At 55.2% G+C, this 25,429-nt stretch carries 29 protein-coding genes; 16 read left to right on the plus strand and 13 right to left on the minus strand.

Going from position 1 to position 25,429, the window contains the following annotated elements; translation table 11 throughout:
* Positions 1 to 6: 6 nt before the first annotated feature.
* The 10 genes from EDC90_RS05330 (at position 7) to ureG (ending at position 6,905) form a co-directional block, all read left to right on the plus strand.
* Positions 7 to 309, plus strand: a complete 303-nt coding sequence (locus EDC90_RS05330; protein WP_132309328.1) for an urease subunit gamma — start codon at positions 7 to 9, stop codon at positions 307 to 309.
* Between the two features lie 15 nt (positions 310 to 324).
* On the plus strand, positions 325 to 630 hold the full coding sequence (locus EDC90_RS05335; RefSeq protein ID WP_132309330.1) for an urease subunit beta: 306 nt from the start codon (positions 325 to 327) through the stop codon (positions 628 to 630).
* Positions 631 to 704: 74 nt separating this feature from the next.
* On the plus strand, positions 705 to 2,417 hold the full coding sequence (gene ureC, locus EDC90_RS05340; RefSeq protein ID WP_132309332.1) for an urease subunit alpha: 1,713 nt from the start codon (positions 705 to 707) through the stop codon (positions 2,415 to 2,417).
* 35 nt (positions 2,418 to 2,452) lie between these two features.
* Positions 2,453 to 2,884, plus strand: a complete 432-nt coding sequence (locus EDC90_RS05345; RefSeq protein WP_245510942.1) for a LysE family translocator — start codon at positions 2,453 to 2,455, stop codon at positions 2,882 to 2,884.
* Positions 2,854 to 3,060 (plus strand): hypothetical protein, encoded by a 207-nt coding sequence (locus EDC90_RS21165; protein ID WP_245510943.1) that lies wholly within the window; start codon positions 2,854 to 2,856, stop codon positions 3,058 to 3,060. Before EDC90_RS05345 ends, EDC90_RS21165 begins: the two co-directional genes overlap by 31 nt.
* A gap of 241 nt (positions 3,061 to 3,301) precedes the next feature.
* A complete protein-coding gene (locus tag EDC90_RS05350; RefSeq protein ID WP_165972745.1) occupies positions 3,302 to 4,135 on the plus strand; it encodes a GNAT family N-acetyltransferase in 834 nt (277 codons plus the stop codon).
* 238 nt (positions 4,136 to 4,373) lie between these two features.
* On the plus strand, positions 4,374 to 4,913 hold the full coding sequence (locus EDC90_RS05355; protein ID WP_132309336.1) for a peroxiredoxin: 540 nt from the start codon (positions 4,374 to 4,376) through the stop codon (positions 4,911 to 4,913).
* Between the two features lie 135 nt (positions 4,914 to 5,048).
* Positions 5,049 to 5,579, plus strand: coding sequence for an urease accessory protein UreE (ureE, locus tag EDC90_RS05360; protein WP_132309338.1), 531 nt, complete (start codon positions 5,049 to 5,051; stop codon positions 5,577 to 5,579).
* Positions 5,572 to 6,246 (plus strand): urease accessory protein UreF, encoded by a 675-nt coding sequence (locus tag EDC90_RS05365; RefSeq protein WP_132309456.1) that lies wholly within the window; start codon positions 5,572 to 5,574, stop codon positions 6,244 to 6,246. The genes ureE and EDC90_RS05365 overlap by 8 nt, the downstream gene beginning before the upstream one ends.
* Before the next feature lie 47 nt (positions 6,247 to 6,293).
* A complete protein-coding gene (gene ureG, locus EDC90_RS05370; RefSeq protein WP_132309340.1) occupies positions 6,294 to 6,905 on the plus strand; it encodes an urease accessory protein UreG in 612 nt (203 codons plus the stop codon).
* 96 nt (positions 6,906 to 7,001) lie between these two features.
* Here the strand turns inward: ureG and EDC90_RS05375 are convergent, their stop codons facing one another.
* From EDC90_RS05375 to EDC90_RS05435, 13 genes are all read right to left on the minus strand, one after another.
* Positions 7,002 to 7,688: a Crp/Fnr family transcriptional regulator gene (locus tag EDC90_RS05375; protein WP_245510944.1), complete on the minus strand. Its 687-nt coding sequence runs from the start codon at positions 7,686 to 7,688 to the stop codon at positions 7,002 to 7,004.
* 409 nt (positions 7,689 to 8,097) lie between these two features.
* Positions 8,098 to 11,382 carry an efflux RND transporter permease subunit gene (locus EDC90_RS05380; protein ID WP_132309342.1) on the minus strand — a complete coding sequence of 1,095 codons (3,285 nt, stop codon included), beginning with the start codon at positions 11,380 to 11,382 and terminating at the stop codon, positions 8,098 to 8,100.
* An 11-nt stretch (positions 11,383 to 11,393) separates the two neighbouring features.
* A complete protein-coding gene (locus EDC90_RS05385) occupies positions 11,394 to 12,572 on the minus strand; it encodes an efflux RND transporter periplasmic adaptor subunit (RefSeq protein ID WP_132309344.1) in 1,179 nt (392 codons plus the stop codon).
* 317 nt (positions 12,573 to 12,889) lie between these two features.
* Positions 12,890 to 13,891, minus strand: a complete 1,002-nt coding sequence (locus tag EDC90_RS05390; RefSeq protein ID WP_132309346.1) for an ABC transporter substrate-binding protein — start codon at positions 13,889 to 13,891, stop codon at positions 12,890 to 12,892.
* A gap of 49 nt (positions 13,892 to 13,940) precedes the next feature.
* Positions 13,941 to 14,813 carry an ABC transporter permease gene (locus tag EDC90_RS05395; RefSeq protein ID WP_132309348.1) on the minus strand — a complete coding sequence of 291 codons (873 nt, stop codon included), beginning with the start codon at positions 14,811 to 14,813 and terminating at the stop codon, positions 13,941 to 13,943.
* Positions 14,810 to 15,679, minus strand: a complete 870-nt coding sequence (locus tag EDC90_RS05400; RefSeq protein WP_132309350.1) for an ABC transporter permease — start codon at positions 15,677 to 15,679, stop codon at positions 14,810 to 14,812. The genes EDC90_RS05395 and EDC90_RS05400 overlap by 4 nt, the downstream gene beginning before the upstream one ends.
* Positions 15,676 to 15,909, minus strand: coding sequence for a hypothetical protein (locus tag EDC90_RS05405; RefSeq protein ID WP_132309352.1), 234 nt, complete (start codon positions 15,907 to 15,909; stop codon positions 15,676 to 15,678). The genes EDC90_RS05400 and EDC90_RS05405 overlap by 4 nt, the downstream gene beginning before the upstream one ends.
* A 10-nt stretch (positions 15,910 to 15,919) precedes the next feature.
* The gene (locus EDC90_RS05410) at positions 15,920 to 16,711 is read right to left on the minus strand and encodes an ABC transporter ATP-binding protein (RefSeq protein ID WP_132309354.1); all 792 of its coding nucleotides are present in this window, start codon (positions 16,709 to 16,711) and stop codon (positions 15,920 to 15,922) included.
* Complete coding sequence (locus EDC90_RS05415; RefSeq protein ID WP_165972747.1) at positions 16,708 to 17,145, minus strand: NUDIX hydrolase; 438 nt, start codon at positions 17,143 to 17,145, stop codon at positions 16,708 to 16,710. Before EDC90_RS05415 ends, EDC90_RS05410 begins: the two co-directional genes overlap by 4 nt.
* Before the next feature lie 20 nt (positions 17,146 to 17,165).
* Positions 17,166 to 18,620 (minus strand): dihydropyrimidinase, encoded by a 1,455-nt coding sequence (gene hydA / locus EDC90_RS05420; protein ID WP_132309358.1) that lies wholly within the window; start codon positions 18,618 to 18,620, stop codon positions 17,166 to 17,168.
* A gap of 57 nt (positions 18,621 to 18,677) precedes the next feature.
* Positions 18,678 to 18,896 carry a hypothetical protein gene (locus tag EDC90_RS05425; protein ID WP_132309360.1) on the minus strand — a complete coding sequence of 73 codons (219 nt, stop codon included), beginning with the start codon at positions 18,894 to 18,896 and terminating at the stop codon, positions 18,678 to 18,680.
* A complete protein-coding gene (locus tag EDC90_RS05430; RefSeq protein ID WP_165972748.1) occupies positions 18,893 to 19,372 on the minus strand; it encodes a GNAT family N-acetyltransferase in 480 nt (159 codons plus the stop codon). The genes EDC90_RS05425 and EDC90_RS05430 overlap by 4 nt, the downstream gene beginning before the upstream one ends.
* Positions 19,369 to 20,622: a Zn-dependent hydrolase gene (locus EDC90_RS05435; protein ID WP_132309364.1), complete on the minus strand. Its 1,254-nt coding sequence runs from the start codon at positions 20,620 to 20,622 to the stop codon at positions 19,369 to 19,371. Before EDC90_RS05435 ends, EDC90_RS05430 begins: the two co-directional genes overlap by 4 nt.
* 267 nt (positions 20,623 to 20,889) lie before the next feature.
* On the opposite strand from EDC90_RS05435, the gene EDC90_RS05440 reads away from it, so the two are divergent.
* The 6 genes from EDC90_RS05440 (at position 20,890) to EDC90_RS05465 (ending at position 25,424) form a co-directional block, all read left to right on the plus strand.
* The gene (locus tag EDC90_RS05440) at positions 20,890 to 21,525 is read left to right on the plus strand and encodes a TetR family transcriptional regulator C-terminal domain-containing protein (protein WP_207903850.1); all 636 of its coding nucleotides are present in this window, start codon (positions 20,890 to 20,892) and stop codon (positions 21,523 to 21,525) included.
* Between the two features lie 107 nt (positions 21,526 to 21,632).
* Positions 21,633 to 21,899, plus strand: a complete 267-nt coding sequence (locus EDC90_RS05445) for a hypothetical protein (RefSeq protein WP_245510945.1) — start codon at positions 21,633 to 21,635, stop codon at positions 21,897 to 21,899.
* Between the two features lie 129 nt (positions 21,900 to 22,028).
* Positions 22,029 to 22,583, plus strand: coding sequence for a DedA family protein (locus EDC90_RS05450; protein ID WP_132309368.1), 555 nt, complete (start codon positions 22,029 to 22,031; stop codon positions 22,581 to 22,583).
* Between the two features lie 142 nt (positions 22,584 to 22,725).
* Positions 22,726 to 23,763 carry an ABC transporter substrate-binding protein gene (locus EDC90_RS05455; RefSeq protein ID WP_132309370.1) on the plus strand — a complete coding sequence of 346 codons (1,038 nt, stop codon included), beginning with the start codon at positions 22,726 to 22,728 and terminating at the stop codon, positions 23,761 to 23,763.
* A 12-nt stretch (positions 23,764 to 23,775) separates the two neighbouring features.
* A complete protein-coding gene (locus tag EDC90_RS05460) occupies positions 23,776 to 24,636 on the plus strand; it encodes an ABC transporter permease (protein WP_132309372.1) in 861 nt (286 codons plus the stop codon).
* The gene (locus EDC90_RS05465; protein WP_132309374.1) at positions 24,633 to 25,424 is read left to right on the plus strand and encodes an ABC transporter permease; all 792 of its coding nucleotides are present in this window, start codon (positions 24,633 to 24,635) and stop codon (positions 25,422 to 25,424) included. Before EDC90_RS05460 ends, EDC90_RS05465 begins: the two co-directional genes overlap by 4 nt.
* Positions 25,425 to 25,429: the final 5 nt, after the last annotated feature.

A 25,429-nucleotide genomic window follows, 5' to 3' on the forward strand; every position in this document is an offset into this window, starting at 1 on the left:
GGACGTATGAACCTGACGCCGCGTGAAAAAGACAAACTGCTCATCTCCATGGCCGCGATGGTGGCGCGCCGCAGGCTGGAGCGGGGCGTCAAGCTGAACTACCCGGAAGCCATCGCTCTGGTGACCGACTTTGTGATCGAGGGCGCGCGTGATGGTCGCCCCGTGGCCGAGCTGATGGAAGCCGGTGCCCATGTGATTACCCGCGATCAGGTGATGGAAGGCGTACCGGAAATGATCCACGATGTACAGGTGGAAGCGACCTTCCCCGATGGCACCAAACTGGTGACAGTGCATGAGCCGATCCGGTGACGAAGGAGATAAACCATGATCCCAGGTGAGATGATCCCCGCCGAAGGCGAAATCGAAATCAATGCCGGACTGGAAACTGTGACTGTCACGGTTTCAAACACCGGCGATCGGCCCGTTCAGGTTGGCAGCCACTATCATTTTTTTGAAACCAATCCGGCGCTGACGTTTGATCGCGAAAAGACGCGCGGAATGCGGCTGGATATTGCAGCGGGCACGGCCGTTCGTTTTGAACCCGGCCAGACACGCGATGTCACGCTCGTGCCATTTGCCGGAAACCGCAATGTCTACGGCTTTCGTCAGGAAGTCATGGGCAAGCTTTGATTTTTTGAAATATCCGGTCCCGCAGCTTTTAAAAGCGCGAACCGAAACCAGAAAAAACTCCAGGGGAGTGATCCATGCCGTTTAAAATGTCCCGCGCATCTTATGCCTCCATGTTCGGTCCCACGACCGGCGACAAGGTGCGGCTGGCCGATACAGAGCTTTTTGTCGAGGTGGAGAAGGATTTCACCCATTATGGCGATGAAGTGAAATTCGGCGGCGGCAAGGTGATCCGTGATGGCATGGGGCAGAGCCAGTCTACCCGTGCTGAAGGCGCTGTTGACACGGTGATGACCAATGCGCTGATCATCGATCACTGGGGCATCGTCAAGGCTGATATCGGCATCAAAGACGGTCGTATCGCAGGCATTGGCAAGGCCGGCAACCCGGATACACAAGCGGGTGTGGATGTTATCGTCGGTCCCGGAACGGAAGTGATTGCCGCCGACGGCAAGATCGTTACCGCTGGTGGCATGGATGCCCATATCCACTTCATTTGTCCGCAGCAGATCGAAGAAGCGCTGATGAGCGGTCTTACCTGCATGCTTGGTGGTGGCACAGGCCCTGCCCACGGCACACTGGCGACCACCTGCACGCCCGGACCATGGCACATTGCGCGGATGATCGAAGCGGCAGATGCGTTTCCGATGAACCTCGCCTTTGCTGGCAAGGGCAATGCCTCACTGCCGGGTGCGCTTGAGGAGCAGATCCTGGGTGGTGCTGCGGCACTGAAGCTGCATGAAGACTGGGGCACAACGCCGGGCACAATCGATAACTGCCTGTCGGTTGCCGATCAGTATGATGTGCAGGTGATGATTCACACCGACACGCTGAATGAAAGCGGTTTCGTGGAAGATACGGTCGACGCTTTCAAGGGGCGCACGATCCATGCGTTTCACACCGAGGGGGCTGGCGGCGGCCATGCGCCGGACATCATCAAGATCTGCGGCCTGTCAAATGTCATTCCGTCTTCGACCAACCCGACCCGGCCATATACGCAGAACACGATTGCTGAACATCTCGATATGCTGATGGTCTGCCATCATCTTTCGCCATCAATCCCTGAAGATATCGCTTTTGCGGAAAGCCGTATCCGCAAAGAGACAATCGCAGCAGAAGATATACTGCATGATATGGGCGCATTCTCGATCATTTCGTCCGACAGTCAGGCCATGGGTCGCGTCGGCGAGGTGATCATCCGCACATGGCAGACCGCAGACAAGATGAAGCGTCAGCGCGGTCCACTTCCCGAGGAGACCGGCGATAACGATAATTACCGGGTGAAGCGGTATATTGCGAAATATACGATCAATCCGGCCGTTGCGCAGGGGCTTTCCCATGAGATCGGGTCGATTGAGGTTGGCAAACGCGCTGATCTGGTGATCTGGAACACGGCGCTTTTCGGCGTGAAACCGGACATGATTATCATCGGCGGTACGATTGCGGCAGCCCAGATGGGCGATCCGAATGCCTCCATCCCCACACCGCAGCCGATGCACTACCGCCATATGTTCGGCGCTTACGGCAAGTCCCGCACGAATTCGTCGGTTACTTTTGTTTCCGAGGCTTCGCTGGATGCAGGAATTGCGCATAAGCTCGGTGTTTCAAAACAGCTTGTTGCTGTGAAAAATACCCGTGGCGGCATTTCCAAAGCGGCTATGGTGCATAACAGCGCAACGCCTGATATCTCCGTTGACCCGGAAACCTATGAGGTGCGGGCCAATGGCGAAGTGTTGACATGTGAACCTGCGGATGTTCTGCCAATGGCACAACGGTATTTCCTGTTCTAGAGCATCGACAAGACCTCGTTTCCGGGAGCAGTACTATGATTGCATGGGAATTGTTCATTCCAGCCTGTTTTGCATTGAACTGCGCTCCCGGACCGAACAATATGCTGGCATTTTCCAACGGCGCGCGGCTCGGTCCGGCTCGGGCCTTTGCCGGTAGCATGGGGCGCATGCCCGCTTTCGCCTTTCTGATCGCGATCACAATCGCCGGGCTGGGTACGGTGCTCGCAGCTTCGACCTCTGCGCTTCTGGTGATCAAGCTGATTGGCGCAGTTTATCTCGTCTATGTTGGGATCCGGATTCTCTTGAAGGCGAAGACACTGGCGGAGATGCAGGCCACCGATGCCAGTATCGCCGCCTTGATGAAGCGCGATTTCTCGATTGCCATCACAAACCCAAAGGCTGTTGCAATTTTCACGGCCTTTTTCCGCAGTTTATCGTGGAAGGTGCGCCGATCTGGCCGCAGCTGACAGCCATGGGGCTCGCTTTTCTTGCGATGGAGGCTTTAGGCGTTTGCCTTTATATTGCAGGCGGCGTGCTGCTTGGGCGGTTCATCACATCGAACCGGATGTTTGTGCAGCTTAACCGCATGGTCGGCGGCGCGCTGATCCTTGCAGGTGGTTCAATGGCGCTTTCACGTCACTGAGCATGACTGCTTTGGCAATGCCGGGTGAGATGCGGCTTTTTAGATCATTTTCTGTGAAACCCGGATCATAAAGTTTCATCTAACCCACCCATAAACCAGCTTTCTTTCGGGGGAACTTGAAACCATTATGCGCTCATTGCGCTCATTGCGCTCATTGCGCTCATTGCGCTCATTGCGCTCATTGCGCTTGATGGAGAAGTTGATGGTTGCGGTCAGGCCGTTGCGATCCCTGGATAAGGATTTGCTGGTTTCATTTTTGTCGGCTTATGCGGAAAGCAGCATGTTCCTGCTTTCCAATCTGGCTGCCGACGGGATCGAAAACCCGCATTTACGCTATGGTGGAGACTATTGGGGTGCCTTTGACGAGGCACATGATCTTATCGGTGTCGCTGCCCATTACAGCAATGGCAATGTAATCGTGCAACTTCCCGAGCCATCAGGCAGGCAGGCTGTACTGACGGCTTTGCGGCAGCATATGACGCGTCCTGTTGCCGGTGTGATCGGTCCTGATGCCGAGGTCGTTGACGCGCTGAGGGTTCTGGACCCTGGACCAATCGGCTTTGCCATCAATCGCGGTGAAACGCTGTTCAGCCTTTCTGTCGGGCGTTTGGCGATGCCTGCGCCGCGACCGGAACATGTCAGTGTTACGCATTGGTCAAATGTCGATCAAGAGCTGCTTCACGCCTGGCTTCTTGTCTACCGTCGTGAGGCTATGGGGCAGAAGCCGACCAGTGCGCTTGAGAAAGCTGTCGCTGCCGAGGTGCGTGATCCAGACGCCCTTGAACGGTTTGTCCTGCTGGTGAATGATGTTCCGGTGGCGCTCGCCGGATTTAACGCACGGCTGCCGGAGATGCTTCAACTGGGATCGGTCTTCACTCCGCCTGAGCACCGTTCGCGTGGCTATGCGCGCTATCTGATCGGTCAGATGCTTCATACGTCATTCGGGCAAGGTGTGAAAAAGGTAATCCTTTTTACGAACGATCTGGCCGCCGAGCGGGCTTATCGTTCCCTTGGTTTTGCTCCGATCGGTGACTATCGTCTCGCGATCTTCAACGAGCCGACATCTCTGACATAAGAAATTCTGAAAAACTGCGCCATTCTGTCGCAGGTCATGCGGTTGTAACACTGGAGTTGGAAAACGACATGGGAGTCAACGCCAGTAACAATCAGTTTCAGGTATGCACTAGGTGCAAGGCAGCTATTACTTTAGAATAATTCTAATAAATAGCTTTATTCCTGATTGAAAATTGTTAGTATCTGGCAGCAAAATTTTGAGCGACGCTCCCAAGATTCTGAGCATTAAGGAGACTGCAATGATCGGTAAACGAGTTCCGAACGTGACCTTCCACACGCGCGTGCGTGACGAATCCATCGGTGGTGATAATCCGTTCCGTTGGGAAGACAAGACGTCCGATGACTTCTTCAAAGGCAAGCGCGCCATTCTGTTCTCGCTGCCGGGTGCGTTCACGCCGACCTGCTCGACCTACCAGCTGCCTGATTTTGAAAAGCTGGCTGATGAGTTCCGCGCGCTGGGAATCGACGAAATCTATTGCATGTCGGTCAACGATACGTTCGTCATGAACGCGTGGGCGAAGGGGCAGGGCCTGAAAAACGTTAAGGTTATACCCGATGGTTCCGGCGAGTTTACCCGTAAAATGGGCATGCTCGTGAACAAGGATAACCTCGGCTTCGGCATGCGTTCCTGGCGCTATGGCGCGGTCATCAATGATGGTGTCGTTGAAAAATGGTTCGAAGAAGAAGGCTTCTCCGATCTGTGCGAAACCGACCCCTATGGCCAGTCTTCGCCGCAGAACATTCTTGAAAGCCTCAAGAGCGAGGCCAAGGCCGCTTAAGGCTTTCAGCTTTGTTATCTTACTGATCGACGGCGGCTTTCGGGCCGCCGTTTTCATTTTGTAGCGCATGTCTTGATCGCATCAGGTTTGATGTTAAGAATATTTCATAAATCGGTTTGAAGGCCTGAGGGGCAAATGCAAAAAGTAAAAAACTATGAGCCGGCCGGCACGGAAACCGGTGCTGTTTCTGGCCGCGTTACGTTGACGCATGACCAGCGTCATCTGCGCCGCAAAGCACTGAAATTAAGTGACGGTGGCAGCGTCATGCTCGATCTGAAGGAAGCAGTGCTGTTCGCCAGCGGCGACCGTCTGGTGCTGGAAAACGGCGAAAGAATCGAGATCGTCGCGGCTGATGAGGAGCTGTTCGAGATCCGGCCGCGCGACAATCTGCATCTTATCGAGCTCGCATGGCATCTGGGAAACCGACATCTGCCTTCCCAGATTGAAGAAGGCCGTATCCTGGTTCTCAGGGATCATGTCATTCGCCAGATGCTCCTTGGCCTCGGCGCTGAAGTCAAAGAGGTTGTCGAACCTTTTCAGCCGGTGCGTGGTGCTTACCACAGCCATGATGATCACGGTCATTCCCATGAAGGCCACGATCATGGGCACCATCATCATCCGCACGGAGATCATGACCATCACGGCCATCATCACCACCATGACTGATCAGCCGGTCTCCGGTGCTGTTCTTTTAAGGCTTCTGTCCTGGCTGTCTCCTGCCTTTCCGCTGGGGGGCTTTGCCTATTCCGGCGGGCTCGAACGCGCTGCCCATGACGGTCTGATCCAAAGCGGCGAAGATCTGGAAAGCTGGTTGTTGTCCGGTCTGCAACACGGTTTCTTATGGAATGACGCTGTCCTGCTTTGTGAAAGTCATCGCCTGCAGGGCGAAAATCAGCCTCTGGATGATATTGCTGCCCTTGCAGAAGCGCTCGCGGGGTCAAAAGAGCGCTTTCTGGAGACAACGGCTCTGGGAGAAGCCTTTCTGGCGGCCTCGGCAGCATGGCCCGCTTCAGTGGCTCTGAACGTGCCTGCAAGCCCGGCTTTGCCTCTGGCCTTTGGTGCGGTTTCGTCAGCACATCGCATTGGCCTTTCTGCGGCCTGCCAGGCCTATCTGCATGCACAGATTGCACAGTATATTTCTGCGGCAATCCGGCTTTCCGTTTGCGGGCAGGTGACCGGTGTAGCGGTGCTGGCTGCACTTGAGGGGCCGGTGATCGAACAGGCTGGCAACGCGGTCGCGTCCAGCCTTGATGATCTCGGTGGCTGCACTTTCCGCGCGGATGTCGCTTCGCTGAAACATGAAACACAGCATTCACGCCTGTTTCGCTCGTGATTTGTATTTGCCGGTTTGAAACCGGTCTTGAACTTCAGAGGTAAAATATGAAATCCGAAAATGGTCCGTTGCGTGTCGGTATCGGTGGCCCGGTTGGGTCCGGCAAGACCGCGCTGACGGAAAAGCTATGCAAAGCGATTGGCAAGGACTACTCCGTTGCTGTCGTCACCAATGACATCTATACGCGGGAAGATGCAGATGCCCTCGTGCGAATGCAGGCATTGACCTCAGATCGCATTGTTGGCGTTGAGACCGGTGGCTGCCCACACACTGCTATTCGTGAAGATGCAACGATCAATCTTCAGGCCATAGCCAAACTGAATGAGCGTATCCCCGATCTGGATGTGATTTTCATCGAATCTGGCGGTGACAATCTGGCGGCGACCTTTTCGCCTGATCTGGCCGATATCACCATCTACGTCATTTCGGTGGCGCAGGGTGAAGAGATCCCTCGTAAGGGCGGACCCGGCATCACCCGATCCGATCTGTTGATCATCAACAAGAAAGATCTGGCTCCTTATGTCGAAGTCAACCTGGATGTGATGGCTGATTATGCCAGCCGGATGCGTTCCGGCGCGCCGACCGTCTTTACTGATCTGAAACGCGGCGAAGGCGTCAGTGATATTGTGGCATTTCTGAAAGAAACCGGCGGGCTTTAACCCGCCGGTTCTTGTTTCCTCCCGGATACCGAGCGGGTTCATCAGGGAATGAACCGCTCAAGTGATCGCATGATCGGTGCGCAGATGCCGCGTTTCTCAAACGCGTTTCAGCGCATCAATATCCTCAATCTCGATGATGCGACCATGTACCTGCACGCCGAGGTCTTTCAGCGTGGCAAATGCACGGGACAATGCTTCGGGAGCAAGGCCGAGCTTGCCGGCCAGAAGGCTCTTCTGGAATGCCAGCCGGAAGGACGCGGGAGCGTCCTGCCCCTCGCATTGTTCCAGCAGATAATAGGCAACGCGCTGCACAGCGGTGTTCAGGCGGTCATTTGCGACGCATTCCAGTGTTTCCTGCAGTTCGCCGGATAGTGAAGACGCAATCGCACGGGCCAGCATGCCGCCATCCGTTTCAGCGATATTGCGCACCTTGTTCAGGTCATAGCGCGCAAGCATGGCCTTATCGGCAGCCTGAGCGTGATATTCATAGGTGTCGCCGGCAAAGATCAGATCATCACCAAAGCTGTCGCCCGGGCCGCAAACGCGGATATCGGCTTCGCGACCTTCGCTGCTCTGCCTGAACAGCCGGACATAACCGGAAAGTACGCTGTAAAAATGGGTCGCCGGGTCACCTTCGCGGAAAACGACATCGCGCGGATAGCAATTTGCAAATGTCGCGCATTCCATCAGCCTGTTCATCGTTGCCATATCCATGGCAGCGGTCAGTTTGGTTTCTACAAACAGCGTTTTCTTGCGTTCATTCAGCAATAGGGTCCTGTTCACAGTTTTGTCTCCTGGCCCGATCCCGCGGCGAAAGGGCTCAATTGCCGTTTTTCCGAACAGCCAGTGCACGCCGCAATGTCGCCGGCTGTGGAGCAGCTTTGACATTGTGTCCTGGGTAAGCAATGTGCCGAAGCTGTCCGTTTTAAATTCCGAGCAGCGCAACCGGTTCTCACAGCGTTGTGGTGGCTTTCCTTAAGCGCTTTCCAAAAGGCTTCCCAACCGGTTTCTGCTGTCTGTCAAAGTAATGGCGCCCGTGTCACCAACGTTTGATTTCAATCAATTGCCTCTGTTTTTTTGACGTTTGGGACAAAGCATGGGGTGGTCTATGCCAAACAGCAAAAAGGGCCGGTGTATGGCCGGCCCCTTTCAATGTTATGCATATGGTTGTTTTGGCTGAGAATTTTCTACATTAAGCCGGATTATGGTCTCGCGGTTCTCCGCTTGCCTGCTCGATATCGTCCAAACGTTTTTCGATGTTTGCAAGTTTTCTGTTCTGCGCCTCGTTCAGCCGTCCGAGTTCCTCGTTTGAGTAAACAGCGTCGTCAGGGTCTCGTCGCCCGACAAGGCCACTGAGAAGGCGACGCAGCAACCGCGCAAAATCATCCATGATCATGTAGAAGGCGGGAACCACCAGCAGGCTCAAAACGGTGGAGACAATGATGCCGCCGATCACCGCCACGGCCATCGGAGAACGGAACGATGCGCCTTCGCCGACGCCGAGTGCTGCGGGAATCATACCTGCCGACATCGCAATCGACGTCATGACAATCGGCCGGGCGCGTTTGCGGCCTGCCTCAACCAGCGCGTCACGCCGCTCCATCCCACGCCAGATTGCTTCCTTCGCAAAATCGACCAGCAGAATGGCGTTCTTGGTGACAATACCCATCAGCATCAGCAGGCCGATGAGCACAGGCATCGACAATGAATTGCCTGTCAGGATTAGTGCAATTGCAACACCGCCAAGCGCAAGCGGCAGCGAAAACAGGATGGTGAAGGGCTGGATGACATCCTTAAACAGCAGAATCAGTACAGCCAGCACAAGAAACAGTCCCAGCATCATGGCGTTCATGAAGCTTTCCTGCATTTCCGCCTGAATTTCGGCATCTCCGGCCGCCGCCAACGTGACTGAGGCTGGCAGGTCCGTGTCTTCAACGATTTGCCTGAAGCGCTGTGTCGCCGAATCCAGCGCTACGCCCTGCGGCAGGCTTGCGCCAATGGTCACGACACGATTTCGATTGGCACGGTTGACGGTGCCTGTGCCTTCTGAATATTCCACATCGGCAACGACAGAAAGCGGCACAAGCCCGCCATCGGCTGTCTTTATCTTCAAGGCGCGAATGGCTGCGAGATCCCGTCTCAGCTCAAGGTCGGTGCGCACGCGGATCGGTATCAACCGGTTATCAAGCGCGATCTTCGGCATGTTCGCATCAATGTCACCGACAGTTGCCACGCGCACTGTATTGGCAATGGCGGCCGGTGTGACGCCAAGGCGTGCAGCGATTTCCTTCTTTGGGTGGATCTTCAGTTCCGGTCGCGGCAAGGCGCCTTCCGAGGCGACATTCTGCAACAGCGGATCGGCCCGCAATTTGGCCTCCAGCGTCGCGACGGCTGCCTGAAGGTCTTCGTCATTGTCTGACAGGAAATTAAATTCGACATCGCGCCCACCATTATCGTTCAAAATGGTGATGCGTGCGTCGGGGATATCAGACAGTGCAGTAAGGATTTGTTCCTCGATCCGCCATTGCGGGATTTCGCGACCATCAATTGGCAATTTCGGGAGATATTTCCCGATCAGAGGGATGCCGCCGAAAACTTCATTAACGATTGTTTCGGCCAGCGAGTGCGAGAGGTGGTTGAGCGTGACCGTAATGGACGCGCGGCGATATTCGAGAGATCCCATCGGAGAGGAGCCGCCCAGAACCGTGACACTCTCTACACCATCAATCGCAGCAACCCGGTCTGCCATGGCATCGGTGACCGCTTCGGTTTCGGAAAGTCGGGTGACTGGCGGTAACTCGACAGAGATAACAATTCGTGAGGCATCCTCCGGTGGCAGAAAGTCGCCGGGAATGCGCATCATGAAGAACAGCGAGACAATCAGGACGCCGATGGCTGCGACCAGTGTTGCGTAGCGCCAGCGTGTCGTCCAGCGGACTGAACCGGTGTAGGCGCGCATGAAACGACCATCGTTGCTTTCACTGTCTTCCCGCTTGCCATGTTTGCCGGGTTTCAGCAGATAGGCAGCCATCACCGGCGTGATCAGTCGCGCCACGACAAGGGAAAAGAACACGGCGAAGGCAACGGTCAGTCCAAACTGGATAAAATACTGTCCGGGAATGCCTGGCATGAAGGAGACCGGCGCAAATACGGCGATAATCGTGAAGCTTGTGGCAATCACCGCCAGTCCGATTTCATCGGCTGCGTCCAGCGCTGCGCGATAGGGCGTTTTACCCATATTGATATGCCGCTCGATATTTTCGACCTCGACAATCGCGTCATCGACCAGAATGCCGGTGGCCAGCGTCAGGGAGATCAGGCTGACGATGTTGAGCGAGAAGCCCATCAGGTCCATGATCCAGAATGTCGGGATGACCGAGAGTGGAAGGGCCGTTGCGGCAATCAGCGTCGCCCGCCAGTTATGCAGAAACAGAAACACGACAATGATTGCCAGCACCGCACCTTCATAGAGAGTGTGCATCGCGGCTTCATAATTGCCTTTGGTATAAAAGACCGCATCATCGACCATTTTGATCGACACGTCCGGGTTTTCTGTGCGCACTGTTGCAAGCGCTTCTTGAACGGCATTTGCAACGGAAACCTCGCTGGCCCCTTTGGAACGGAACACGCCAAACGCAACGATCGGTTCGCCATTATGGCGCATGAATGTGCGCGGTTCTTCATAAGTGTCGGTAATGGTTCCAAGTGCCGAGAGGCGGGCAAAACGGCCATTTCCGAGCGCAATCATGGTGTTACCGAGTTCTGAGACATTGCGCGCGTCGCCCAGAGTTCGGATCGTCTGTTCCGAGCCTGCCACCTGCCCACGCCCGGAACCACGGTCAGCATTAACGCTTGCAAGCTGGGTATTCACATCAGCTGCGGTGATGCCATAACTGGACAGCTTGTTTTCATCGAGCGATATCTGGATTTCGCGGTCAGCACCGCCGTAGCGGTCCACCTTCCCAACCCCTTGAATGCCCTGCAGCGCCCGTTCGATTTTGTCGTCAACAAACCAGGAAAGCTCTTCAAGAGACATGTTGGGGGAGGAAACGGCAAAAGTCTGGATGGCCTGCCCTTCGACATCAATCTTGCGCACGACCGGTTCTTCTGCCGTGGCGGGCAGGTCGGCCCTGATGTTGTCAATGGCGTCCTTGACCTCCCTGAGCGCCTCATCCGGTGAGACTTCCATGCGGAAAAGAACAGATGTGGTCGATGTTCCGTCGGTAATGGTGGAGTTGATGTCGTCGACGCCGGAAATACTGGCGATGGCGTCTTCAACCTTTTTGGTAACCTGAAGTTCCAGCTCCGCCGGCGCTGCGCCGCTTTGGGCAACCGTGACCGCGACAACGGGAATATCAACATTGGGAAAGCGGGTGATCGGCAGTTTGTTGAAGGATTGCAGACCGATCATCACCAGAAGCGCCATCAGAAGCAATGGGGCAACCGGATTTCGGATTGCCCAGGCTGAGAAGTTCATAAGAGATATCCTCAATCGCTGATGGCGTTTTCGCTGGAAACCGGGCGCACCCGGTCTCCGGTACGCACATAGGCTCCGGCCTTGGCGACCACCTGATCGCCGCTTTCAAGGCCACCGGTGATTTCCACGCGGCTGCCATCCTGAATGCCGGTCGAGACAGGTACGATTTCAACAGTACCGTCAACGATCCGCCGCACTGTCGCGCCCGAGCCATCAATATTGACTGCGGTCATTGGCAGGCTGAGCGCGCTGGTCTGCTCAATGATGATCTCGGCACTGGCATACATGCCGACACGGGCGCTTTCCGGCTCTTCGATTGTGATGAAAACATCGGCCAGCCGGGTGGCCTCATCGACAACCGGTGAAACCAGACGCACCTTGCCGTTAATCGGTTCCCTGGCGCCGACCAGCATAATATGGGCGGCCTGACCCTGCCTGACTTTCATGACGCTGTCTTCCGGTACTTCTGCCACCAGTTCGATGGCACCATCCTCGATAATGGTGAACATCGGATTGGCTGAGCCGCTGGCAATGGCGCCGATGCGCGCGTTCCTGTCGGATATGATACCAGACACCGGTGTCTTGATTTTCGTGCGTGCCAACCGCAGATCGATATCCTCAATCTGGGCTTCTGTCACCCGAAGGTCGGCTTCGGCAACCGAAATCGCCTCACGCGCAGCGTTCGCGCTTGCCTGGGCTTTGAGCGCGCTTGTTTCAGCCTGTTCAAGCGCCGCGCGGGTTGATGTTCCATTTTCGACCAGGCGTTTTGCGCGATCATATTGCCTTCTTGCATCCGTCAACACGGCCTCACTGGATTTCAGTTGCGCTTCCAGTTGCGAAAGATTGGCTTTCGCTCTGGCCTTTGAGGCCATCTGACTGCTTCTTTCCAGAAGAAGCTTGTCGGTGCGCAGTGTCGCCAGAACCGTGCCTTTTTCCACACGGTCGCCGATTTCCGCTTCGATGGTTTCAATCGAAAGTCCCTCGACCAGTGGCTGCACAAACACCTCGTCGACAGGTTCAACAATGCCAGTTCCCAGCACACGTTCTGTCAGTTGCTGTGGCGTGGCACTGGTGACGACAATCGCTGGCAGGTTATTCTCGCCGGGCGTGCCGGTCTCTGCTGCCAGCGCAGGGGATGCAAGAAGCACAAGCATCAGAAAAGAAGCTGCGGGAAAACGGCGGGTATTCATGACATGGTCCTCAAACGGGCCGCGATCCGGCCATCTCATCAATGCGGGTCAAAATGCATAGTCAGTCGCAATTACGCCTGGCGCGGTGATCTGGTTTTCCGCACGCAGTATCACCGGGCCCAAACGCCGGGCACACCGGTGAAGGCTTCAAGCACAATATGGCATCTTCTTGCATAAATTAAACCGATTGGTTCGATTTAACGTGAAACTGATGCAGAAATACAATATGCGCTACCCGTTTCGGGCAGCGCACATCAATATTCAGACAAATGTACCAACACGTCAGGAGAATTCCGGTTCTCCTGAGGTTATATCGCTTAGTTGGCGAAGGCCTTGTCCGTGACTTCCAGCGTGTAAGCGCCTTCCGGTTCTTCCGTGATTGCAGGGTTATCCGGCGAAACGGCCGAAAGCAGCGTTTGAACGGTCTCATTATAGTCGTCGACATCCAGAGCACCGGTGGAGCCGGTTGTCAGCTTGGCAACTTCGCCCATCATATATTCCTGATGTTCAAGGGTTTGCGCACCGGTGTCGTCATATTCGATGACGATTTCTGCTGCTTCATCGGGATGTTCTTCGGCATACTTCCAGCCCTTCATCGAAGCCCGGACGAACTTTGCCATTTTGTCGACGAAGGCCGGGTCTTCGAGATTTTCTTCCATCACATAAAGACCGTCTTCGAGCATGCCGACGCCTTCATCACGATAGTTGAAGACGGTCAGCTGGTCCGGCGTGATACCGGCGTCGAGCACCTGACCGTACTCGTTATAGGTCATCGTGGAAATGCAGTCGGCTTGCTTCTGCAGCAGCGGATCAACATTGAAGGCCTGTTTCAGAACTTCAACGCCTTCTTCCGAGCCATCCGTCGGAAGGTCAAGTTTGGCCATCCAGGCGTAGAACGGGTACTCATTGCCATAGAACCAGACGCCGAGCGTGTGGCCGGGAAAATCTTCCGGGCTCTCAATGCCGCTTTCTTTCAGACATGTGAGGAGCAGGCCGGAATTCTTGAATGGCTGTGCGATATTGACCAGCGGCACACCGCGTTCGCGTGCGGCAAGAGCGGCAGCCATCCATGTGACGATGACATCAGCGCCGCCACCGGCAATCACCTGTTCTGGCGCAATGTCCGGGCCGCCGGGCTTGATTGTGACGTTAAGGTCTTCCGCGTCATAAAAGCCTTTTTCCAGAGCCACATAATAGCCTGCAAACTGGGCCTGTGTGACCCATTTCAGCTGCAGGGTGACATCTTCTGCAGCCATGGCCTGACCGGTGAAAACGGCCAGGGAAGAAGCGGCCAGTGCCGCGAGAATTGACTTTTTCATGCTGTTGTTCCCCATTTTTGGATATTTATAAACATGCATCGTTGAAGGCTTACGCCCGGCCTGAACGCACGGACGGATGCCAGAACGTGACAGCGCGCTGAATGAGCGCCACCACGCCATAAAAAGCGGAACCGGCCAAAGCCGCCACCGCAATTTCGGCCCACACCATATCGAGATTGGCCCGGCCCACTTCCGTGGAAATCCGAAAACCCATACCGACCGTCGGTGCACCGAAAAACTCTGCCACGATTGCGCCAATCAGCGCCAGCGTGGAATTGATCTTGAGAGCGTTGAAGATAAACGGCCATGCCGCTGGCAACCGCAGCTTGACCATGGTTTGCCACCAGCTTGCCGCATAGGTGCGCATCAGATCACGCTCCATCTGATTGGCCGCAGCAAGCCCCTGAATCGTATTGACCAGCATCGGGAAGAAGGTTGCGACCACGACAACGGCAGCCTTCGATTGCCAGTCGAAGCCGAACCACATCACCATGATCGGGGCAATTCCGACAATAGGCAGCGCTGAGACGAAATTGCCCAGCGGCAGAAGGCCGTTTTTCAGGAAGCGTGAGCGGTCGATCAGGATGGCAACGACAAAGCCGGCGCCGCAGCCCATGGCATAGCCTGCCAGAACGGCCTTCAGGATGGTTTGACGGAAATCGTTCCAAAGCGTTGGAAGCGCGTTGACGATCTTGGCCCAGATGACGCTGGGGGCAGGCAGCAGGATCGGCGAGATATCAAGCCCGCGCACGAGCCCTTCCCATATCACCATCAGCGCAATGCCGAAAATCAGAGGCACGGTAATCCATGCGATCCGGTTGAGGGTTTTGCCGGAAAATGTCTGCCGCACCAGCCATTCATTGAATGCCCAGGCGCCAAGCCAGAAAACAAGCGCGAAAAGAAGGTAACCGCTGCTGCTCATGCCGGACCTCCCATGCGTTTCAGGACTGCGTTTTGCGCCAGCCCGACGATGGCAACCAGTACAGATGCCAGAATGGCGGCCATGAACAAGGCGGCCCAGATCTGTACGGTCTGTCCGTAATATGAGCCGGAAAGAAGGCGTGCACCAAGGCCAGCTACCGCGCCGGTTGGAAGTTCGGCAATGATGGCACCGACAAGTGAGATCGCGATGGCAATCTTCAGCGAGGTGAACAGGTAGGGCATGGCTGACGGCAGGCGCAGTTTCCAAAGCACCTGGCGCGCATCGGCATTATAGGTTCGCATCAGATCGAGCTGCAGCTGATCCGGACTCCTGAGGCCGGAGACCATGCCGACTGCAACAGGGAAGAAGGAGAGATAGGTAGAGATCAGCGCCTTGGGCAGGATGCCGGAAATACCAATGGCGTTCAGCACCACGATCAGCATCGGCGCAATCGCGATGATCGGGATTGTCTGGCTGGCAATGATCCACGGCATCATCGAGCGATCCATCGTCTTGTTGTGCACAATGGCAATGGCAAGAATGATGCCGAAGGCCGAACCAATCATGAAGCCAAGCATCGTCGAGGAAAACGTCACCCAGGTATGGTAAACGAGGCTGCGTTTAGAGGTGATTTTCGTCTCGAACGTTGATTTCCAGAGTTCGGCTGCGACCTGATGCGGGGCTGGCAGAACCGGGCGTTTGGCGCTGTAGGTTTCGCCAACGAGTTGCGAGAAGGTGAGGGTTTCACCGGCGCGGCGGGCCTGGTCCTCGGCAAACTGCCGGTTCATGATCACAACGAAAACGCACCATATGGCCAGAATGGCGACGATAACGGTGGCAATGGGAAGGACGCGCTCACGGATCATTTGAGCAATTCCCAATAGGTTCTTTGTTTTTTTAGTTGTCCTGAATTTTGAAGGTCTTGCCCGACCCATCTCATGTCGTATTGCCAAGTATAAAATGGCTTTCCTGATGCCCTCAAATCATGTTCGTGGTGTTCCCAGATATGTTTGCAAATATCCGAGATAGCTGCATTCCCCCCAGAATCTCGGAGCGCTTCTATAATCCATGTTTCTAGCTCAGATTTGATAGACATTTAATTGCCCTCACTCATAGCTGTGCCCCGCGCGCAAACCTTCGCGCACACGATGCGCGATTTCCAGAAACTCCGGCGTCTCACGAATATCCAGCGGTCTTTCTTTCGGCAGTGGCGACTCGATCACATCGGTGACACGGCCCGGTCGAGGGCTCATCACAACGATTTTGGTGGAAAGGTAGACGGCTTCCGGAATGGAGTGGGTAACAAAGCAGATCGTTTTGTTGGTGGCCGCCCAGAGCTTCAGAAGCTGTTCATTGAGGTGGTCCCGAACGATTTCATCAAGCGCGCCAAATGGCTCGTCCATCAAAAGCAGGTCGGCGTCAAAGGCAAGAGCACGGGCAATGGAGGCGCGTTGCTGCATGCCGCCGGAAAGCTGCCATGGGAATTTCTTTCCAAAGCCTGCAAGATCCACGAGTGCAAGCACATGGCTGATCCGACGCGCCTGATCGGCTTTGGTGTAGCCCATGATTTCCAGCGGAAGTGCGATATTCTTCTCAATCGTACGCCATGGATAAAGTGCGGCTGACTGAAAAACATAGCCATAGGCACGGTCCAGACGCGCATTTTCCGGCGTTGTGTTGTTGACAGTGATCTTGCCGGACGTTTTCTGCTCAAGGTCAGCAATAACCCTCAGAAATGTGGTCTTGCCGCAGCCGGAAGGGCCGATGAAGGAGACAAAGTCTCCCTTCTTGACATCAAGGTCCACGTCCTTGAGTGCGTGAACCGGTCCGTCATTGGTGTTGAAGGTCAGACAGAGGTCTTCAGCCTTCACCACAGAAAGCGGAGTTTTCTCGCTCATGCTGCATTCTCCGCTTCCAAAAAGCGTTTTGCAGCGATTGGAAACAGATGTTTTTCTGTCAGTGCCGCGCGTTTCACAGTGATTTTCCCCTTAACCGGCAGCCATTTTATATCTTCGATTTCTGCCTGTGGCGTGACATCAGGACTGGCCAGCCAGGAATAGGATTCCGCCTCGACGATCATGCCCGGTTCATTTGCTGCCCATTCGCGATGCCTGCCCTCATAACGAAAGTTCTCCATGGAGCAGGTCAGCGCGAGTTCTTCATTCAGTTCACGGATCAGCGCTTCAAGTGGAGTCTCGCCGGGATCGATCTTGCCGCCGGGCTGCTGATATTTCGCAGTGCCTCGCTTTCGCACGGTGAGTATCTCACCGTGGCGGTTGATGATCATGGCGACGGCGATGCGGATATCTGCAGGCCGGTCATGAAGCGTCATGTCTGTCTCCGGTTTATCTATCAAACACCGCTTGGCGGAATGCCGGCACGTTCGATCTTGCGCGGTGCCACCAGTTCTTTCCATGTGGAAAGCGCCTTGTTGACGGCCGGGTAGGGCTCCCGGGCGACAAACTGTCCGTGACCGGCTTCGGCTTTAACCACGCCATCATCAACCACGACCTTGCCGCGAGACAGAGTATAGCGCGGCAGACCTTTGACCTTGAACCCCTCGAACACATTGTAGTCGATTGCCGACTGCTGGGTTTTGGCCGAGATCGTTTTTTCGCGTTCAGGATCCAGCACGACAAGGTCTGCATCCGCGCCGACCAGTACCGCACCTTTCTTCGGGTACATATTGAGGATCTTGGCAATATTGGTGGAGGTGACGGCGACAAACTCGTTCATCGTCAACCGGCCCGTGCCAACGCCATAGGTCCACAGAAGTGGCAGACGGTCTTCTACTCCGCCGGTTCCGTTGGGGATCTTGGTGAAGTCATCCACACCGTAGCGTTTCTGCTCGGTGGTAAAAGCGCAATGGTCGGTGGCAACGCAGGAAAGCGACCCGGCCTGAAGGCCTGCCCAGAGCGAAGCCTGATGGCTCTTGTTACGGAACGGAGGCGACATGACCCGACGGGCGGAATGATCCCAGTCCTTATCAAAATACTCGCTTTCATCAAGAAGCAGATGCTGGACCAGCGGTTCACCATAGACCCGCATGCCCTTTTGACGGGCGCGGCGGATCGCTTCATGGCTCTGCTCGCATGACGTATGAACCACATAAAGCGGAACGCCTGCCATATCGGCAAGCATAATGGCGCGGTTGGTGGCTTCGCCTTCCACTTCAGCAGGCCGTGAATAGGCATGGCCCTCCGGTCCGTTATTGCCTTCTGCCAGAAGCTTGGCTGCCATGGATGCGACAACATCGCCGTTTTCCGCATGAACCAACGGCATGGCGCCCAGCTCCGCACAACGCTGGAACGAGGCGAGCATCTCGTCATCATTGACCATCAGCGAGCCCTTATAGGCCATGAAATGCTTGAAGGTGTTGATGCCGCGCTCTTTCACCACGGCTTCCATTTCCTCAAACACCTGTTTGTCCCACCAGGTGATGGCCATGTGGAAGGAGTAGTCGCAATTGGCCTGCGTCGATTTGTTGTCCCAGCGCTTAAGCGCGTCAAACAGTGACTGGCCGGGATTGGGCAGACAGAAGTCGACAACCATGGTTGTGCCACCGGCAATGGCTGCACGGGTTCCGCTTTCAAAGTCGTCGGAGGAATATGTTCCCATAAACGGCATTTCCAGATGCACATGCGGGTCAATACCGCCGGGCATGACAAAGCAACCCTCTGCGTCCAGAGTGTCGTCGCCGGAAAGATCAGGGCCGATTTCGACAATCTTGCCATTTTCGATCTTAACGTCGGATTTATAGGTCAGGTCTGCGGTGACAATCGTCCCGCCCTTGATCACTGTGCTCATGAAGCTGTTCCCTTTTGTTCGAACCGGCGGATTTTCCGCTTCTTGTTCTTCTGAAAGTTATTTCAGCCGAAATCCTCCCGGCTTCCGGATGTTGGATGACAGGCCTGCCGGTGTGGCCGAGGCCTGCGGTTTGATCGCGCCCCGGCTTTTCGCCGGAGCCGCGGATTTAGCGGCTGAAGACGTCGTGTCCGCTGCAACTGTTGAGGCAGGACGCGCACCGATAAAGCCGATGGAGCGCAGCGCCTTTTTGTCTTTTATGCCGGATGCCTTCCTCATGTTGCGACCGCTTCATCAGGTTGCAGGACCTTTGACATGAAAAGGCTGTAGGGATTTTCCGCGTAGTCGGCAAAGGGGCCGCATTCGATGTAGCCTCGACGACGATACATGGCGACGGCTTCGGTATTCAGCGGCCCGGTTTCGAGGAAAAGCGTCTGGATCCCGTGATCTTGAGCGGCCTGTTCCAGGCTGTTCATCAGTCCGCGGCCGACACCGTTTCCGCGTGCTGTATCATGCACATAGATGCGTTTGAGCTCCGCGCTCGTATCAGAAAGCCATTTCACCGCACCGCAGCCCGCCGCCTTGCCGTCCAGACGTGCGACCATGAAGGTCGTATCGGCTTGCCCAAGCGCTGCGATATCGACCGCGAAATTACCCTCAGGCGGATAAAGTGTGGCCATATAGCGGTCGGACAGTTCGATCAGCGCCCGGATTTCGGGTTGGTCAGGCTGTTCGATGGAGATCGTCAGGTTCAAGCCGCAATCTCCGCGGTTTTCAGCACGGCCCGCAGCAGCACATCGGCACCTGCGGTGGCCCATTCTTTCGAAATGTCTTCCGCCTCATTATGGGAAAGGCCATCCACACATGGGCACATGACCATGGTTGCCGGTGCTACCTTGGTAGCCCAGCAGGCATCGTGCCCGGCGCCCGATACAATGTCCATGTGCTCATAGCCAAGTTCGACTGCGGCTTCCCGGACATTTTCGACAAGCTCCGGGGTAAAGGTTACCGGATCAAAATGGCCGACAGCTTCCACCGAGCAGCCAACGCCAAGGGCTTCACAGATCTCGGCGGCTTGCTTCTCGATGCGCGCACGCATTCCGTCCAGCTTTTCCTGATCGGCTGTTCGGATATCGACGGTGAACGTGACCGAGCCGGGCAGGACATTGCGGGAATTGGGCGAGAAGAACATCTGTCCGACACCGCCAACGGCATTGGGCTGAAAGTCCATCGTGATTGCCTGAACGGCTTCCAGTATCCTTGCCATGGCCAGGCCGGCATTCAAGCGCATGGCCATCGGTGTGGAGCCAGTATGTGTTTCCTTGCCGGTGAGTGTGAACTCCAGCCACCACAGGCCCTGACAGTGCGTCACAACGCCGATTTCCTTTTTCTCCGCCTCAAGGATCGGCCCCTGTTCGATGTGGTACTCATAATAGGCGTGCATCTTGCGGGCACCGACCTCTTCATCGCCGAGCCAGCCAATGCGTTTCAGCTCATCGCCATATGAGAGACCTTCCGGATCGCGGCGGCCATAAGCGTAGTCGAGTGTGTGAACGCCTGCGAAAACGCCGGATGCCAGCATTGGTGGAGAAAAACGCGCACCTTCTTCATTGGCCCAGTTGGCAATGACAATCGGATGTCTGGTCTTGATATTCAGATCATTCAGCGTGCGAACCAGTTCCAGCCCAGACAATACGCCGAGCACACCATCATATTTGCCGCCCGTTGGTTGCGTATCAAGGTGCGAGCCGACGTAAACGGGAAGGGCCTCAGGGTCAGTGCCGGGGCGTGTCATGAACATTGAGCCCATCTTGTCCACGCCCATGGTCAGGCCGGCATCTTCGCACCATTTCTGAAACAGGGCACGGCCTTCGGCGTCTTCATCTGTCAGTGTCTGGCGATTATTGCCGCCAGCAACGCCGGGGCCGATTTTCGCCATCTCCATCAACGCATCCCAAAGCCGGTCACCATTGACCCGCATGTTTTCGCCCGCTTTTGCAACCATATCGTTTCCGTCCTCGCGTTCTTGTTTTCCGCACGGTGCTCGTTTGCCATCATGAGCATGGTGTTGTCTTGCATCGAGGGAAGATAATTCTTTTCAGTTCCCCTCCGGTTTTTGACCGGTTGGTTAAACTTTACAGCTTCCCGTCATCTGCTCAAGTGCATATGATCAATTTCCGCGACGTTTTTTCGAAAAAATGGCCTAAAGCGTGTGCATGATTTGTTTTTGTGCAAAGTTGTGCCAGATAGTAAGAGCAATGGGCAGGGCTTGATGATTCCAAGAGCAGCGAAAACACAGCGCAGGACGCGTATTCAACAGGCAAAAGAAGAGATTATTCTTGAAGCAGCGCTTGATGTGTTTTCGGCCAATGGTTTCAAAGGATCGACAGTCGATCAGATCGCCGAGACAGCGGGTATGTCGAAGCCGAATGTGCTCTACTATTTCCGGACGAAAGAAGCGATGTTCACCGCATTGATCGACCGCGTTATGCAGGTCTGGCTCGATCCTTTACGCTTTTTCGACCCTGCCAATGATCCTGAGAGCGAGATACGCTCATACATCCGTCGAAAGCTGGAAATGGCGCGTGATTTCCCGCGCGAAAGCCGTATTTTTGCCAATGAGATTATTCATGGGGCACCGAACGTGGAAGAGCTTTTGCGTGGAGAGCTGAAGCAACTCGTCGACGAGAAGGCCGAGGTGATTCGTGCCTGGCAGCGCTCCGGAAAGCTCAGAAAGGTGGATCCATATCACCTCATCTTTTCAATCTGGTCCACGACACAGCATTATGCCGACTTTGATGTTCAGGTCCGTGCGGTGCTGGGTGAGGGGTTATCCGGTGAGGGGCGCTATGAAGATGCCGCGCGTTATCTGGAGATACTGTTCGTCAAAGGGCTGGTGATTTCCTGATCTGCTCTGCCGTCGCGTGTTGCTCTTTTGTAAAATCCTTAAATCTGGTTGCCGGAACGCGGTGTCTTGTGGAACAGTGTTCTGGCAATATGCAAAAAGGAGATCATATGCTTAAGAAGCTCATGACGGTCGTGATGGTTGGTGGTCTTGCTGTTTCAGCTGCTGCCTGCTCGTCGACACAAAAGGGTGCGGCCATCGGAGGCGGCGGTGCTGCGGCAACCTCGATGCTGCTTGGTGGCAGCACCGGCCAGACCCTGGCGGCTGGCGCTCTTGGTGCTGCCGGTGGAGCGCTTATCGGGCGTGTCCAGGACAGCAACAATCAGTGCTATTACCGCGATCAGAACGGTAACCAGTACAAGGCAAAGTGCCCTTGAGGATAGTGATCGGGCGTCAGCTTTTAACAAAGCCGACGCCTGTCATTGGCGCTGACGCTTCGATGCCGTGTCGTTCCCTGTTGCCGAGCGCCGGATCCGTTTGCCTTCTTCTGCCTTTCCGGAGACGTTATGCATCTTATCCACGATACGATCACAACGCTTGAGCCATACCTGCGTCACTATGGTCTCTTTGCGTTGCTGGTGATTGTTTATCTGGAATCGCTCGGCGCCCCTCTTCCGGGGGAGAGCGGCGTGATTGGTGCCTCGCTTCTGGCCAGTGCCGGTCAGTTTCCGATTGAAGGGGTTTTTGTGGTCGTTGTCGTTGGTGCCGTGCTTGGCGACAACACAGGCTATCTGATTGGCCGCTTTGGCGGTAAAACTTTGATTGAGCGCTATGGCCGCTATATCGGCATGACGCCAAAACGGCATCAGTGGGTTGCAGGGCTTTATGAACGGCGCGGACCGATGGTCGTTGTGGGGGCGCGTTTTGTGGTCATCTTGCGGCAGCTAAACGGTATCGTTGCCGGTACGATGGCGATGCGGTGGAGGCCGTTTGTGCTGGCCAATATCGTCGGCGCAATCCTATGGGCTGGTGTATGGACAGCGGTGCCTTATGTCTTCGGTGATTTCTTCGCCGAGCGCTTCCATCTGCAGGAGCTGCTTTCGCCGCATAGCGGTTCGTAAATTCTGGCTTTCATACTTTGTCAAATATGTGGATGGCTATTTCTTGAGCATGAAAATTCAGTGCTCAAAAATTGACACATGGGTTAGTTTTTTCTAAAAAGAAAAAAGTTTTCCGTTCCGATAGTTCGAAGGACATCACCGCATGCCGCATATGTCGATTTTTGCCCGTGCAACCGCGGTTGCCGCGCTTGTCTCCCTGCCTGCTTTTGTTGCTCAGGCACAGGATACCTTTGTTGTTTCCAACTGGGGTTACTCCAACGACTTTTATGAGCCCTTTATTTTCGAACCCTTCGAAAAGGCACACAATGTTAAGGTGGTCACAGAAACGGGTGGTGCCCCTGAGCGGCTGAACAAGGCGCGTATTCGTGGTGGTGTCGATGTGATCCTGCTGACGGACAAGTTCTCCCAGATTGGCATTAATCAGGGGGCATTTGAAGAAATCGACGGTTCGAAGCTCTCCAATTTCGATGAGCTTTATGATGCGGCCAAGAACCCGCAGGGTGACTACGGTCCGGCTTATACTTTCGGCCGTTATGGTATTGTTTATGACAAAACCCGCACGGATACACCGATTACCTCATGGTGTGATCTGTGGCGTCCCGATTTTGAAAAGTCGATTGCCATGCCGGCGTTTAACACCACGGGCGGTCCACTGACGGTCATGATGGCCGCCAAATGCGTCGGTACGGATGCTTTTGAGGACCCTGATGCAGCCTTTGCCAAGATGGAAGAGCTGAAACCGAATATTGTGAAGACATTTTCGTCCGGTTCCGAGCTGACCAATCTTCTTTCAACGGGTGAGGCCTTTATCGGTCTGGCGCAGGATTATGCGTTCCCGGCTATCCAGGCGGCGAACCCGAATATCGGTTGGGCTGAACTGAAGGAAGGCGACTTCCGGATGATGAACACCTATAACATTCCGAAGAATGCGAAGAATAAAGAGCTGGCGCTCGCCTTTATCGACTTTTCGCTTTCGCGGCAGGCCCAGAAAGATGCCGCTGTCGAGCTTGTCAGCGGCTCAGGCCCGGTAAACAAGACCGTTGAGCTGACACCGGAGCAGGCTTCCAGTCTGGTTTACGGTGAAGAGGCAGTCATGAGCATGCAGCCAACGCCTTACGACAAGCTGCTGAAGGTCAATGATGACTGGGAAAGCCGCTGGAATGCTGTTTTCGGACGCTGACGGTTTAGAATATTGTCTCAGCGCGTCTCACCAATAAAGCGCATATGCGCGCTCGGTCCGTGGCTGCTGGTTTTTCCGGCAACCGCGGTCCTGCTTTTTGTTCTGGTCCTGCCGGTTGCCGGTACGCTGGCTGAAAGTTTCTCCAATCCCGCCGGGCTTTTTGCGAATTATCGCGACTTCTTCGCAGATGCCTATAACCGGACGGTGATGCTCCGGTCTTTCCGGATAGCGTTTTTCTCTACAATGGTTGCGCTGGTGCTGGGGTTCGCCGGTGCCTATATGATTGCCAATGCGTCGCTTGGCCTGAAGCGTGTGCTTCTGATCCTGTCGGTGTTTCCGCTTCTCACCAGCGTTGTGGTTCGTTCCTTTTCGTTTATGGCGATCCTCGGGCGCAATGGCGTGGTCAATACCGCTTTGATGAAGATGGGCCTGATCAGTGAACCACTCGAAATGCTCTTCACGCAAGGGGCAGTGATTGCCGGTCTGGCCTATCTGTTCACGCCGTTGATGATCCTGTCGCTGGTCGGCGTTCTCGAAAACATCGAAGACGATCTTTATCTTGCTGCCGGATCGCTCGGTGCCAGCCCGGTCGCCGTCTTTTTTCAGGTCACGCTGCCGCTGGCTGTGCCAGGGATGATGGTCGGTTCGATCCTGGTGTTTACCGGTTCACTTGCGACCTTTGTAACGCCGACTCTTCTTGGCGGTGAGCCGCAGATGACGCTTGCAACATTGCTCTATCAAAAAGCGATGATCTCGTTTGACTGGGGCGTGGCCAATACCATCGCTGCAATCATGATGGGAACTGCGATATTCTGTGTCGTCGTCGTCGGTTCGCTGGCCGGGCGTCTTGCAGCACGGAGGACAGTCCAATGATGTCGCGTCGCATTCACCCGCTCTCGAAAGCCTTCGGCTGGCTGGTTATTCTGTTTCTGGCCGGGCCGATCATTATCGTGATCGGCACATCGGTGAGCGATACGCCGTTTCTGGCTTTTCCGCCGCAAGGCTTCACGCTCAAATGGTATGCCAATGTTTTTCAGCATAGCGGCTTTCTCGACACCTTCATTATCTCCATGCAGGTGGCGGTTGGCGGCACGCTGATAGCGCTGGTAACAGGCCTTGCTGCAGCTTATGCGCTCTCGCGCTACAAGATGCGCATTCCGGGCTGGTATGGATCGGTGTTCTTTCTGCCGTTCTTCATTCCGGAGATCGTGTTCGGCTTTTCTTTGCTCAAAACGCTGATTGTGCAGTTTGAACTGCCGATCCTGCCCTCGCTGATCCTGGGGCATTCCATCCTCTGCCTGCCCTACATGGTGCGGGTTATCGGTGCCAGTCTGGCCGGTTTTGACTTTTCGATACAAGAAGCCGCCGTCAGTCTGGGCATGCATCCGGCAAAGGCATTCTGGACAATCGTGCTGCCCAACATTCGCTCCGGTGTGATTGCAGGCATGGTGCTTGCCTTTATTACCTCGCTGAATGACATGGCAGTTGCCCTGTTTCTGACAGGGCCGGGGATTTCCACTCTGCCGATTGAGGTTTTCACCTATGTTCAGCAATTTTTCGATCCGACCGTCAGCGCGGTTTCTGTTCTGCTGATGGGCGTCACCATTCTTGTCATGGTTCTGATCGAGCGCAGTCTCGGCCTGTCAAAGACCGTTCAATAGGAGTT

Source organism: Martelella mediterranea, from assembly GCF_004342225.1.
In the GTDB taxonomy this organism is placed as follows: Bacteria; Pseudomonadota; Alphaproteobacteria; order Rhizobiales; family Rhizobiaceae; genus Martelella; species Martelella mediterranea_B.

Coding starts and splice junctions, on each gene's coding strand:
- EDC90_RS05330 (WP_132309328.1), top strand. CDS start 7: ATGAACCTGACGCCGCGTGAAAAAGACAAACTGCTCATCTCCATGGCC.
- EDC90_RS05335 (WP_132309330.1), top strand. CDS start 325: ATGATCCCAGGTGAGATGATCCCCGCCGAAGGCGAAATCGAAATCAAT.
- ureC (WP_132309332.1), top strand. CDS start 705: ATGCCGTTTAAAATGTCCCGCGCATCTTATGCCTCCATGTTCGGTCCC.
- EDC90_RS05345 (WP_245510942.1), top strand. CDS start 2,453: ATGATTGCATGGGAATTGTTCATTCCAGCCTGTTTTGCATTGAACTGC.
- EDC90_RS05355 (WP_132309336.1), top strand. CDS start 4,374: ATGATCGGTAAACGAGTTCCGAACGTGACCTTCCACACGCGCGTGCGT.
- ureE (WP_132309338.1), top strand. CDS start 5,049: ATGCAAAAAGTAAAAAACTATGAGCCGGCCGGCACGGAAACCGGTGCT.
- EDC90_RS05365 (WP_132309456.1), top strand. CDS start 5,572: ATGACTGATCAGCCGGTCTCCGGTGCTGTTCTTTTAAGGCTTCTGTCC.
- ureG (WP_132309340.1), top strand. CDS start 6,294: ATGAAATCCGAAAATGGTCCGTTGCGTGTCGGTATCGGTGGCCCGGTT.
- EDC90_RS05380 (WP_132309342.1), bottom strand. CDS start 11,382: ATGAACTTCTCAGCCTGGGCAATCCGAAATCCGGTTGCCCCATTGCTT.
- EDC90_RS05385 (WP_132309344.1), bottom strand. CDS start 12,572: ATGAATACCCGCCGTTTTCCCGCAGCTTCTTTTCTGATGCTTGTGCTT.
- EDC90_RS05390 (WP_132309346.1), bottom strand. CDS start 13,891: ATGAAAAAGTCAATTCTCGCGGCACTGGCCGCTTCTTCCCTGGCCGTT.
- EDC90_RS05395 (WP_132309348.1), bottom strand. CDS start 14,813: ATGAGCAGCAGCGGTTACCTTCTTTTCGCGCTTGTTTTCTGGCTTGGC.
- EDC90_RS05400 (WP_132309350.1), bottom strand. CDS start 15,679: ATGATCCGTGAGCGCGTCCTTCCCATTGCCACCGTTATCGTCGCCATT.
- EDC90_RS05405 (WP_132309352.1), bottom strand. CDS start 15,909: ATGTCTATCAAATCTGAGCTAGAAACATGGATTATAGAAGCGCTCCGA.
- EDC90_RS05410 (WP_132309354.1), bottom strand. CDS start 16,711: ATGAGCGAGAAAACTCCGCTTTCTGTGGTGAAGGCTGAAGACCTCTGT.
- EDC90_RS05415 (WP_165972747.1), bottom strand. CDS start 17,145: ATGACGCTTCATGACCGGCCTGCAGATATCCGCATCGCCGTCGCCATG.
- hydA (WP_132309358.1), bottom strand. CDS start 18,620: ATGAGCACAGTGATCAAGGGCGGGACGATTGTCACCGCAGACCTGACC.
- EDC90_RS05425 (WP_132309360.1), bottom strand. CDS start 18,896: ATGAGGAAGGCATCCGGCATAAAAGACAAAAAGGCGCTGCGCTCCATC.
- EDC90_RS05435 (WP_132309364.1), bottom strand. CDS start 20,622: ATGGTTGCAAAAGCGGGCGAAAACATGCGGGTCAATGGTGACCGGCTT.
- EDC90_RS05440 (WP_207903850.1), top strand. CDS start 20,890: ATGATTCCAAGAGCAGCGAAAACACAGCGCAGGACGCGTATTCAACAG.
- EDC90_RS05445 (WP_245510945.1), top strand. CDS start 21,633: ATGCTTAAGAAGCTCATGACGGTCGTGATGGTTGGTGGTCTTGCTGTT.
- EDC90_RS05450 (WP_132309368.1), top strand. CDS start 22,029: ATGCATCTTATCCACGATACGATCACAACGCTTGAGCCATACCTGCGT.
- EDC90_RS05455 (WP_132309370.1), top strand. CDS start 22,726: ATGCCGCATATGTCGATTTTTGCCCGTGCAACCGCGGTTGCCGCGCTT.
- EDC90_RS05465 (WP_132309374.1), top strand. CDS start 24,633: ATGATGTCGCGTCGCATTCACCCGCTCTCGAAAGCCTTCGGCTGGCTG.